Here is a 10,158-nt window from a genome sequence, read left to right as displayed (position 1 = left end):
ACCCCACGCCACACCGTGCGGCTGTAGTGCCGCCAGGAAGTCGGCCGGATCAAACGCCTGGGATGCGGCCAGCACTCCTCGCAGCGGTCCGCCCCGGCTCAAGCGCAGCGCACCCTCGGTGGCGATGACGGCGGTCATGCCATAGGGGTCGGTGCCGGCGACCCATCCACGTGCGTGGCGGCCGTTTGCGTCAGTCGCGTAGGCCGCCATCAACCAGCGTGAGTTCGAGCGCGTGTCGACGTCGGGACCCTCGGGCATCTGTTCAACCAGCTCTTCAGTGACGGCCGCGAACAGCGGCGTAACGTCCGCACGCATGACGGCCTCGATCCGCCGTGCCCGCACGTGCCGTGGCACCGTCACCACTCCGGGCAACGCGAACGGCGCTACCTCAACCTCACCGGCCGCACCGTCGGGTGCGGGCAGCGTGTTCGGCCCGCCATTCGGGTCGGCCTCGACCCACGCATCGTCTGACCAGACGAGGCCTGCCCCATCGGCCCATGTCCGTGAGTTGGCCAGTGCCGTGCGTGCGGTCCCGCGTGAGACCGCACCGGGTGCCCTCAGGTCGGCAACGACTACCGACTCCAGATCGCCTTCTCGCGCAAGGAGATCCGCGGTCAAGTGGGTGATCAGATCGCCAGGACCGCCGTCATCGGCCAGCGCTGGAACGACCGCGACGCCCGCCTGGCGCGCCGCGTCATCGAAATCTTCGAAAACCCTTTTGAGATAAGCCTGTTCGCCTGTGGTGTCAACGTAGTGACAGCCAGCCGCTACGGCAGCCTCCACCACCTGCTCGCCAAACAGTTCGAATGGGGCCACGCAATTCATCACCACATCACAGTCTGTGAACGCGGCGCGTAGCCCGTCTGCATCGGTCAGTGCCGCCACCCGCACCTCGTTGCGCGGGGCAGCGGCGACCGCTTCGCGTAATCGTCGCTCGTTTCTACCCACCGCCACAACGGGCACACCGCGGCGAACCAACTCCGCGACGACGAGCTTGCCGGTGAAACCACTTGCGCCATAAACCGCGATCATTGTCATAGCGGTTGACGGTAAGTGCTTACTGGCGGGCTTCTGAATGCCTGAAAGTCCGCGGTTGTTGTCTGATCGTCCTGCATCTCGCTCGCTGCTGAGACAGTTGATGCGAGCGGTCTAGAGTCGCAGTGTGGACGTTCTTAGCGACGCCATCGCCGCCATGCGCACCGGGAAGCCTCACTCGTCACGCACCCGCTGGGACGGGGAATGGGGGGTGGGCTTCGCGCCGTTTTCGGGCGCCGGATGCCATGTCGTGCTGCAGGGCTCGTGTTGGGTGCTTCCGCAAGGCGGAGACCCCGTGCGCCTCGGCGTCGGCGACATCGCGCTGATACCGCATGGTCTCGCCCACGGCTTGGCTGATGACCCCGCACGTTGCCTGCAGCCGACGTCCGATCCGAAATCATTACCGCTGCTGACGGACTCGACTGACGGCGACCCAACGGACACGGTACTGCTCTGTGGCGCCTATCTATTCGACCGTGCCAGGCAGCACCCGCTGCTGGCCGAACTGCCCGACGTCATCCATCTGCGTGCCCGGCTCGGTGCGCACGCCGAGGTGCGCGCCGTCGTCGACCTCCTCGGCGCTGAACTCGACCGCGACTTGCCGGGCAGCGCGGCGATTGTCCCGGCGCTGCTCGACTCTCTGCTGCTTTACGTGCTGCGCGCATGGCACGGCGAACGCAACGCCAACCATCCTGCTCCGGGGTGGGCCATGGCGATGCACGATCCTGCAGTCGGGGCGGCACTTCGCGCCATTCACGACGACCCGGCGCATCCGTGGACGGTGCGGTCACTGGCTGCCGCCGGTGGATTGTCACGATCGCCGTTCGCGCAACGCTTCACGACGTTGGTCGGCAGCCCGCCCCTTGCCTACCTGACTTGGTGGCGAATGACGACCGCGGCTCGGCTCCTGCGAGAAGGCAACCGCCCGGTCCGGCGTGTCGCCGAGGACGTCGGCTACACCTCCGAATTCGCCTTCGCCAAGGCGTTCAAGCGCGCATACGGCAGCACGCCGGGCCAGTATCGGCACCACGACGAGACCGAGCTCGATGGACTGGCCGATCTTGGGTGATGGGACACCGAAGGTTGCAAGGTTGATGCACTGTTATCTTCCGGATGTGCTCCGCCCTCGTCGTTACGCCACGGTCGGATAGGGCCGATGCAGAATCGAATCCAGTCGCTCCTCGGCGTTCAGTACCCGGTCGTGCAAGCGCCGATGACGTACATCGCGCGCGCCGAGCTCGCAGCCGCCGTTTCAGAAGGCGGCGGCATGGGCATGATCGAGACCCTGACCACCGAGGGGCGCGCCGATCTGCGCCGGGTGCGCGAGTTCACCGACCGGCCCGTTGCCGCGAACCTGATGATCCAGGGGTGGAAGAGTGACCCGTCGATCGTCGAGACGTTGGCCGCGGCCGAGGTGCGCCACGTCTTCACCTCCGCAGGTGATCCGGCACTGTTCACCGATCGTCTGCACGACGCGGGCATGACGGTGTTTCACGTCGTGGGTTCACTGAAGGGCGCAGTGAAGGCGGTCGACGCCGGCGTGGACGCCCTGGTGGTGGAGGGTGTGGAAGGCGGCGGATTCAAGTCGGCGCTCGCCGCGTCCACGATGGTGCTGCTGCCACTCGTCGCAGAGCACGTCGACCTGCCACTGCTCGCCGCAGGCGGAATGTGCGATGCGCGAACGGCGGCGGCGGCGCTGGTGCTTGGCGCCGAAGGCGTACAGATGGGCGCGCGCATGCTGGCCAGCCACGAGGCCGTCGTCCACGCGAACTTCAAGAACGCCATCATGGCGGCGGCCGACGACGGCACGGTGCTGTTGGACATCCCTGGGAACCCCACGATGCGCGTCCTGCGGACAGGCCTGGCGTTGCGGCTGGCCGCCGCCGATCCGGGTGCGCCGGTGCTTGGCGGCATCACCCGCCTGTACTTCGACGGCGACATGGACGCCAGCGTCGCCAACACCGGTCAGGTGTCGTCCCGGATCACCGACCTGCTGCCGGTGTCCGAGATCGTGCGGCGCACGTGGTGCGAGATCGAAGCTGCGTTGGACGCGGCGAGTTCTCGGCTCGGCCGAACGTAATCAGCTCGCCGGGTAGTCGCGCCGCAGCAGGTCGTAGAAGGCGAAGGCGGGAACCCCAAGGGCGGCAGAGAGATCGGCGGCATACGCGCGGGCAATGGCCAGACCCTCGGTGCGTTCGTCGAACGTCCCCGTCAGATCCACCGCGATCCGGCAGCCGAACGTGTCGGTGATCGCGTCGCAGTCGACCTTGACCTCGACGACGCCGTGTGGTTTGGGCAGCTCGGCAACGGCGACGCGGACGTCATCCGCCCGGGCCGCCATATCGACGTACACCGACACGAACGCATCCATATCGCTCCCATTGTCTCGGCTCGCGCCGTAACCCGACACCCGCACAACCTCTTGGTTGCAGCGTGTTCACCCATTGGTCACTCAGGTGGCCGGCTTAGCCCACCACTGTGGGTCGGCCGAAGCGGGCGCGCACCCCTGGCGAGAAGAGCGCACGCAGGCGTCCTCCTGCGGGTCGCACGCCACTGGCCGCCACCAGGTCATCGTCCAACTCGACCACCTCGGCCGCCTGAAGCGGGAACGGCTCGTGTTCGTTGGGCACCCACCAGGTGCGGCCGGCCTTGCGGGTGTGGGCTCCCCATCGCGCGGTGAGCCAGACCTCCAGCGGCGTCGGATCGACGGCCGCGCCGACCTCGACGGTCAATCGGGTCCGCAGTCCGCGGCGGGGCCAGCGCCGCACGCTGTCATAGCTGATTCGATCGCCGTGCCTGGTCAGACGCATCTTCGCCCACGTGTAGGGCACGCCGAGTCCAATCCTGGTCACCGGAACCACCGCCAACCGGGCCGTCTCCAGCGATCGGAACAGCACGCCGTGGCGGCCCTCGTCGTCGGTCGAGTACAGCCGGACGTTGGTCTCCAGGAACCGTCCGATGTAGGGCATGGGCCGCGAAATCCCCAGCGCGACATCGCTCATGGCGAACGGCACCAGACCGACGTACGTCATGCCGTCGGCGAAGACGTCGGGTCGGGCCCCGGCCGGGTACATGTGTGCGATCGCCTCGGGATACACCGGCCAATGCACGAAGGTCAGATCGGTCCAGTGCTGATGGGTGAAGACGGGCCACGGCAACGGCGGTGCGGTAACCGGAAAGCCGGCCAACTCCGAGCCGCCGGCGGAGTCGGCGGTCGACGGATCAGGTGGACCGGACACTCTGCGATCGTGTCACGTTTGTACGCTGTGGCCGCCAAACGGGTTCGCCCGGCAAATTGACAAAACTGACGTATCCAGGCATTTCCGTCCTGGCTGTTTTAGCATTTCGACGTCAATGCAGTTCGAAGGCGTCAAGGAGCAGCGCTTGGATGCGACGCCGTTCGGGCACTACCAGTTGCTGGAACTGCTGGGCCGGGGCGGCATGGGCCAGGTATTCCGAGCGCACGACACGCTCACCGACCGTATCGTCGCACTCAAGGTCCTGCCCTCTCACCTCGCCGGCGACCCGGTCTTCCAACAGCGCTTTCGACGTGAGGCGCACGCCGCGGCGGGCCTGAGCGACCCGCACGTCGTTCCCATTCACGGGTACGGCGAGATCGACGGCCAGCTCTACCTCGACATGCGGTTGATCGACGGCGAGGATCTCGGAACCGTGCTGTCCGAGGCCAACGGACCACTCGCTCCGGAACGAGCAGTGACGATCGTCGAGCAGGTGGCCGCCGCGTTGGATGCGGCGCATGCGGTCGGGTTGGTGCACCGGGACGTGAAGCCGTCGAACATCTTCGTCGCCGCCAGGGACTTCGTCTACCTCATTGACTTCGGCATCGCGCGGACTACCACCCAGACCGGATTGACCAGTGTCGGAAGCACTCTCGGCACCATGGCATACATGGCGCCGGAGCGATTCAAGACCGGGCAGAGCGATCCGCGCTCGGATGTCTACGCGCTGACCTGCGTCCTGCACGAATGTCTGACGGGCAGCAGGCCCTATTCCGGCGACAGCCTCGAACAGCAGCTCGCCGGCCATCTGGTGGCGCCACCACCACGCCCGTCAGCGATCAATCCCGCCCTGCCCAAGGGTTTTGACGAGGTCATCGCCAAGGGGATGGCGAAGGACCCCGACCAGCGCTACCAGACCGCCGGGGAACTCGCCGATGCCGCCAGATCCGTCCAGCCGGTGCGACGTGCCGCCCATTCCAAGCGCAAGCCGAAACCGGCGGGTTCCCGGCGGCCCCGGCGGCTGAGCACGCTGGCACTGTCCGCTGCCGCACTCGTCGGGATCCTCATCGCCGCGCTGGTCACCTGGCAAATGCGCAGTGCACCAGGCGATTCGGGATCGATACACGCAGGCGATACCAGCGCTTCGACGTCTGGATCGTCGACGACGAGCCTCGCCCCGATGCTCGGCGACCCTGCAGCCATCGCAGCCACCGTGCCCGATGCGATCAGGGCTGCAGGGAAATTGGTGGTGGGGATCAACGAACCCTACGCGCCAGCCGAGTTCAGGGATGCCGATGGCAATCTCACCGGCTTCGACGTCGACCTGATGAACGCGGTCGCAAACGTGCTCGGACTTGAGGTCGAGTATCGGGAGACGGCCTTCGAGAGCATCATTCCGTCGGTGCAAGGCAAGGCCTTCGACGTCGGGCTGTCATCGTTCACCGACACCAAGGAGCGCGAAGCGGCCGTCGACTTCGTGACCTACTTCCAGGCGGGGACGCAATGGGCTCAGCGGCCAGGTGCGGCGGTCAACCCGAACAACGCGTGCGGCCTACGGGTCGGTGTGCAGTCCCGCACGATCCAGGACACCGACGAACTTCCGGTGAAGAGCAAGGCCTGCGTCGCGGTCGGTTCGGCACCGATCGTGGCGATCGACTACAACAGCCAAGACGACGTCACGGCTGCGTTGACCGCTGGTGAGCTCGACGCCATGTCCGCCGACTCGCCGGTGACGGGCTACGCCGTCAACCGCAGCGACGGCGCACTTGAGGCGGCAGGCGAGGTCTTCAACGCCGCGCCGTACGGCTGGCCGGTCGTCAAGGGATCGCCGCTGGCCGAGTCGCTCCGACAGGCCGTGATGTACCTGATCGCGAGCGGCGAGTACCGCACGATCATGACCAACTGGGGTGTCGAGGCGGGGATGATCACCCATCCGGTGATCAACGGCGCCTACAGCTGATCCCGCCGATGGCGCCCATGCCATGGCAGCCGACCTTCGACGAAGACACTCTGCGGCATCGCTTCGTCCAGGTCCGACGGTGCTGAGCGCCCGTTGCCCGCCATCAGCTCGTCGGCGGTCAGGGCGGTGGTGCCCCAGCCCTGCGCCTGCAGCCAGTCGACGACCTCGGTCCGTTCCTCCTCGTACAGCAAGGTTCCCGTCTCGGCGATGTCCTGCCGTCCCAGCTTCACCGCTGCCGCCCGATAACGCGCCATCTGCTCTTCCCGGCGGGCGACGCTATCCGCACTGAAGAAGTCGTTCGAGAACGCCTCCACCGCGATCCGGCTGCCGGGAGCGCTCAGACCCTGGATGCGCTCGAACAGCAGATCCTGCGCCGCCGCGGGCAGGTAGGGCAACAGCCCCTCTGCCGACCACGCGGTTGGCACCCCTGGATCGAATCCGGCCTCCTGCAGCGCGGTCGGCCAGTCCTGGCGCAGGTCGATGGGAACGCCGACGTATCTCGAAATCGGTGCGGCGCCGTGGGATTCGAGCGTCTCGGCCTTGAACGCCAGCACCTTCGGCTGGTCGATTTCGTAGACCACGCTGCCGTCGGGCCACGCCAGCCGCCAGGCCCGCGCGTCCAGGCCGGCCGCCAGGATCACCGATTGGCGCACACCCGCGGCGGCAGCGGCGAGGAAGAACTCGTCGAAGAACTTCGTGCGCGACGCCATGTAGCCCGTCATCGCCGCCATCCGCTCCTTGAACCGCGGGTCGACCTCAGCCAGTTCGGCGGGCAGCTCGTCGTTCAAGTACACGCTCCAGATGCCATCGCCCGCTGCTTCGAGGAACAGTTGCGCGTAAGGATCGACGATGAGGGGATCGTCGCTATTGGTTTCCGCGGCCCGTCCCGCGGCGACGCCGAGCGCGGTGGCTCCGACGCTCTCGCTGATGTCCCAGGTGTCGTCGTCAGTTCTCGCCATTGCATCGACTCTACGCGAAGAAGTTAGACTCGCTTAGCAATGTCGCGGTCGAAACCCGGTGCAGCGCCGCGCGTGCGCATGAGACGCTTGGCCGTGCTGATGCGAAAGTCCTATGTGATCTGCGTCTTGGGGCCTGCGGCGGCAATCGCCGTGTGAATCGTCCTCGCGCCAACGGCCGCAGCCGGCTGCAACTCCAGCGGCGCGGCCACCGTCTGCGCGCAGGGCGAAGTCCGAGGCGGCCCTGGGCCAACACCCGTTTCGACCTACGACCCGTATCAGTGCAGCGACCCGTACCTCTGCTACTACGACACCTACGACCCGCTCATCGTCGTGGATCCCGATTGGGACATCGAGCTGCCCATCGGTGGTGGCGGCCGACCCGGTGGCGGCGGCGGTATACGCCCCCGCTAGCTGTCGGCGGTATCGGGGCGGGCCGATTCGCGGGTTGCCCGGGCAAGGACCTCCGGCCCGGTCGTCAGCGCCCTGCGCCACGGCGCGACACCGTCGACTTCGATCTCGATCGTGATGCTCAGCACCGTTCGAATCAACACGATCATGCCCAGCACGGCCGCATCGGTCAGTGACGGCGGGGACGTGACGGTCTTGACGATGTCTGCGGCGACGAGCAGCTCCAAGCCGAGCAGAATTGCCCCACCGAGCGAGTCGCGCAACGACTTGAAGGCGCGTCCGCCGTTGCCGGTTCGCTTCCAGGTGACAGCGGCGAGAGCAAACGCGTACAGCGAGCCCAGCACCATCGCCAGCACGCCAGCCACCTCGAACGCGTGAGTCGCCCACTCGAAGAACGCCTGCAGGTGCATTGGCCAAACATCCTGTCTACCGGGACCAGTCGGCCCCTTGCTCGTGGGCGATGCTCCACCGCACCGATGTGACGCCGGGCTGTTGGCTGAGTGTGCGGACGGCGTCCTCGGCGACCTCATCGTGGCGGACGGCGGTCCCGTAGTCGGCCTGGACTTCCACCTGCTCGGCGGCATGGGCCGGCAGTGCCCGCATCGCGCGCAGTTGGAACTGCGGCCGGGGCATGGCCTGCGCGACCAGCGCCTTGATCTCGGCCTCCACCTGCCGGCCGCACACCACCTCGAGCACGTAATCGGCAGGCGTCACGTCACGGCCGCTCTCTTTGTGCACCCGGTCCATGCGACTCGCCAGCGGCTGCAGGAACCAGTTCGCCGCGACGATGATCGCTGCACCGGCGATCGCCTCGCGCCACATCCACGCCCCGGCCAGCGCGCCAACGGCTGCCGTCGCCCACAGGGTTGCGGCGGTGTTGAGGCCGGTCACGGACAGGCCTTGCTTCATGATCACGCCGGCCCCGAGAAAGCCTATGCCGGAGACGATCTGGGCTGCGACCCGAAGCCGGTCGCCCGTCTGGTCGAAGCTGTAGGCGCTCAGAATGAGGAACAACGCCGAGCCCATGCTGACCAGTGCCATCGTCTGCAGGCCCGCCATCCGGGACCGCCATTGACGCTCGAAGCCGATCGCGATGCCGAGCAGAGTAGCCAGCCCGACACGGGTCAACAACTCGACGGCCAGCATGTCCCCGATCCTCCACCCTTTAGCGGAACCGACCCGTCAGACACGCACACGCAGCGGGTCGACATCGCTGAAAGAGATTTCGTGCCGACGACCCAACAATTCGGGGGGATTCAAGAAGTAACGGCGAGCCGCAATGCGGACCGCTTATCGAGCGGCCAACCTGAATGGCTAGTGCGCCGCCTCGAACGCTTTGACGACCTCGGCTTTGATCCGTCCGCGGTCCGATACCTGGTGGCCGTTGTTCCGCGCCCATTCACGAATCGCGGCCAGCTGCTCCCTCGACGCCGAGCCGCCGTTGCTTGCCTTCCCGCGCTGGGCGCGACCACTGCGTACCTTCATGGCCCCGGCGACGAACGGCTTCAGCGCCTTGTCGAACTTGGCGGCATTGGCCGTGGACAGATCGATTTGGTACGTCACGCCACGCACGGAGAACTCGACGCGCTCGCCGCCATTCTCCGGTATTTCCGAACCGTCGAGATCGTCGATGAGCTGGCGGACAATGCGTTCGGCCATGAACACTCCTTCATCGTTTCGGGAATACGATACCAGCGGTTCTGGCTAAACTTCGCCATCCGTTGGCAAGATCAGGGCGCCGCTCAATTGCCATGAAGAATGGTTGGAAATGGGATGTCGGCACGCAATGGCAACCGCAAAGCACCGGCCCACAACCGAACTGATTGGGTGGCCGGCGGCACCCCGCTCGACTCTGCGTTGGGAACGGCTCGGCGTGCTGAGGCGCTACCGCACCTCAGCACGCCGATTGCTGAGTCAGACAACGGCGCCGCGCGTCAGCGGCTCGAAACCTCGCTCGACCTTCTTGGCCGTGCTCCGCACCTTCACGGCCCACACGATCTCCGTGGTCCCGATGACGACGAGCCATACGCCGGCGACGATCGACAGCACCACGATGGAGCTGATCGGCGACCCAAACATCACCACGCCGGCGACCATGGTCAGGACTCCCACGAAGATGTACCAGCCACGTTCGGGCAATTCCTTGAAGCTGATCGCCAATGCGGTCTCGGTGACACCTCGGAACATGAACCCGACTCCGATCCACAAGGCCAGCAGCCATACGGCGGCGACGCCGTCGTTGAAGTCGCGGAAAGCGAACACGCCCAAGGCTATTGACAGTGCGCCGCTGATGAACAGCAGGACACGGCTGGCTGCTGGCGAATGGGCCGTGAACGCCGCAATGACCTGTGCGATGCCCGACGCCAACAGGTAGACGACGAACAGGATTCCCGCCGCGACGATCGAACTACAGACGGGGTTTCGAAGGGATTTCGCCACCCGAGGCTCGGAGAGCTTCATCTCCATCGGACCAGGCTCAGGGTGCCGCACTCGGATGGGCAGCACATGCTGATTTATCACGCCGAGCCCGGCAGCGAATCAGCCCAATCTCTAGAGA

The 10,158-nt window shown here is 66.3% G+C and carries 12 protein-coding genes and 1 pseudogene; 4 read left to right on the top strand and 9 right to left on the bottom strand.

Translation table 11 applies throughout. The features are described 5' to 3' along the window. A partial coding sequence (locus QOC69_RS34035; protein ID WP_526446912.1) for a saccharopine dehydrogenase family protein occupies positions 1-618 on the bottom strand: 618 nt, incomplete at its 3' end. Between the two features lie 105 nt (positions 619-723). Then, positions 724-1,032 (bottom strand): annotated as a pseudogene (locus QOC69_RS34030) (saccharopine dehydrogenase NADP-binding domain-containing protein); the annotation flags it as partial. A gap of 130 nt (positions 1,033-1,162) precedes the next feature. Here QOC69_RS34030 and QOC69_RS34025 point away from each other — a divergent pair. Together QOC69_RS34025 and QOC69_RS34020 are read left to right on the top strand one after the other, a co-directional pair. Beyond that, the gene (locus tag QOC69_RS34025; RefSeq protein WP_526446904.1) at positions 1,163-2,104 is read left to right on the top strand and encodes an AraC family transcriptional regulator; all 942 of its coding nucleotides are present in this window, start codon (positions 1,163-1,165) and stop codon (positions 2,102-2,104) included. Positions 2,105-2,191: 87 nt separating this feature from the next. Next, positions 2,192-3,115 (top strand): NAD(P)H-dependent flavin oxidoreductase, encoded by a 924-nt coding sequence (locus QOC69_RS34020; protein ID WP_526446902.1) that lies wholly within the window; start codon positions 2,192-2,194, stop codon positions 3,113-3,115. Here the strand turns inward: QOC69_RS34020 and QOC69_RS34015 are convergent, their stop codons facing one another. Together QOC69_RS34015 and QOC69_RS34010 are read right to left on the bottom strand one after the other, a co-directional pair. Next, the gene (locus QOC69_RS34015) at positions 3,116-3,406 is read right to left on the bottom strand and encodes a hypothetical protein (RefSeq protein WP_526446900.1); all 291 of its coding nucleotides are present in this window, start codon (positions 3,404-3,406) and stop codon (positions 3,116-3,118) included. A gap of 94 nt (positions 3,407-3,500) precedes the next feature. Further along, on the bottom strand, positions 3,501-4,274 hold the full coding sequence (locus tag QOC69_RS34010) for a YqjF family protein (RefSeq protein ID WP_526446898.1): 774 nt from the start codon (positions 4,272-4,274) through the stop codon (positions 3,501-3,503). A gap of 145 nt (positions 4,275-4,419) precedes the next feature. Between QOC69_RS34010 and stpK7 the strand changes: the two genes are divergently transcribed. Beyond that, positions 4,420-6,234, top strand: a complete 1,815-nt coding sequence (gene stpK7, locus QOC69_RS34005) for a serine/threonine protein kinase StpK7 (protein WP_526446910.1) — start codon at positions 4,420-4,422, stop codon at positions 6,232-6,234. Here the strand turns inward: stpK7 and QOC69_RS34000 are convergent. The 5 genes from QOC69_RS34000 to QOC69_RS33980 all read right to left on the bottom strand — a co-directional run bounded on the left by QOC69_RS34000 (position 6,225) and on the right by QOC69_RS33980 (position 10,004). After that, positions 6,225-7,193, bottom strand: coding sequence for a class I SAM-dependent methyltransferase (locus QOC69_RS34000; RefSeq protein ID WP_526446896.1), 969 nt, complete (start codon positions 7,191-7,193; stop codon positions 6,225-6,227). The two genes, stpK7 and QOC69_RS34000, sit on opposite strands and share 10 nt — an antisense overlap. A gap of 407 nt (positions 7,194-7,600) precedes the next feature. After that, complete coding sequence (locus tag QOC69_RS33995; RefSeq protein WP_526446894.1) at positions 7,601-8,011, bottom strand: DUF1622 domain-containing protein; 411 nt, start codon at positions 8,009-8,011, stop codon at positions 7,601-7,603. Positions 8,012-8,027: 16 nt separating this feature from the next. Next, a complete protein-coding gene (locus tag QOC69_RS33990; protein WP_526446892.1) occupies positions 8,028-8,747 on the bottom strand; it encodes an MgtC/SapB family protein in 720 nt (239 codons plus the stop codon). Between the two features lie 168 nt (positions 8,748-8,915). After that, positions 8,916-9,260 carry an Lsr2 dimerization domain-containing protein gene (locus QOC69_RS33985; RefSeq protein ID WP_526446908.1) on the bottom strand — a complete coding sequence of 115 codons (345 nt, stop codon included), beginning with the start codon at positions 9,258-9,260 and terminating at the stop codon, positions 8,916-8,918. 255 nt (positions 9,261-9,515) lie between these two features. Next, on the bottom strand, positions 9,516-10,004 hold the full coding sequence (locus tag QOC69_RS33980; RefSeq protein ID WP_526446906.1) for an HdeD family acid-resistance protein: 489 nt from the start codon (positions 10,002-10,004) through the stop codon (positions 9,516-9,518). On the opposite strand from QOC69_RS33980, the gene QOC69_RS33975 reads away from it, so the two are divergent. Next, positions 9,924-10,158 (top strand): MmyB family transcriptional regulator (locus tag QOC69_RS33975; protein ID WP_526446890.1); only part of this gene is annotated, 235 nt, incomplete at its 3' end. The genes QOC69_RS33980 and QOC69_RS33975 overlap by 81 nt on opposite strands.

Origin of the sequence: Mycobacterium sp. (assembly GCF_032162105.1) — a bacterium.
Lineage (GTDB): Bacteria > Actinomycetota > Actinomycetes > Mycobacteriales > Mycobacteriaceae > Mycobacterium.
Note: the sequence above shows the minus strand (reverse complement) of the source record. Positions and strands in the feature narration are given on the sequence as shown.

Coding starts and splice junctions, on each gene's coding strand:
- QOC69_RS34020 (WP_526446902.1), top strand. CDS start 2,192: ATGCAGAATCGAATCCAGTCGCTCCTCGGCGTTCAGTACCCGGTCGTG.
- QOC69_RS33985 (WP_526446908.1), bottom strand. CDS start 9,260: ATGGCCGAACGCATTGTCCGCCAGCTCATCGACGATCTCGACGGTTCG.
- QOC69_RS34000 (WP_526446896.1), bottom strand. CDS start 7,193: ATGGCGAGAACTGACGACGACACCTGGGACATCAGCGAGAGCGTCGGA.
- QOC69_RS34015 (WP_526446900.1), bottom strand. CDS start 3,406: ATGGATGCGTTCGTGTCGGTGTACGTCGATATGGCGGCCCGGGCGGAT.
- QOC69_RS33990 (WP_526446892.1), bottom strand. CDS start 8,747: ATGCTGGCCGTCGAGTTGTTGACCCGTGTCGGGCTGGCTACTCTGCTC.
- QOC69_RS33995 (WP_526446894.1), bottom strand. CDS start 8,011: ATGCACCTGCAGGCGTTCTTCGAGTGGGCGACTCACGCGTTCGAGGTG.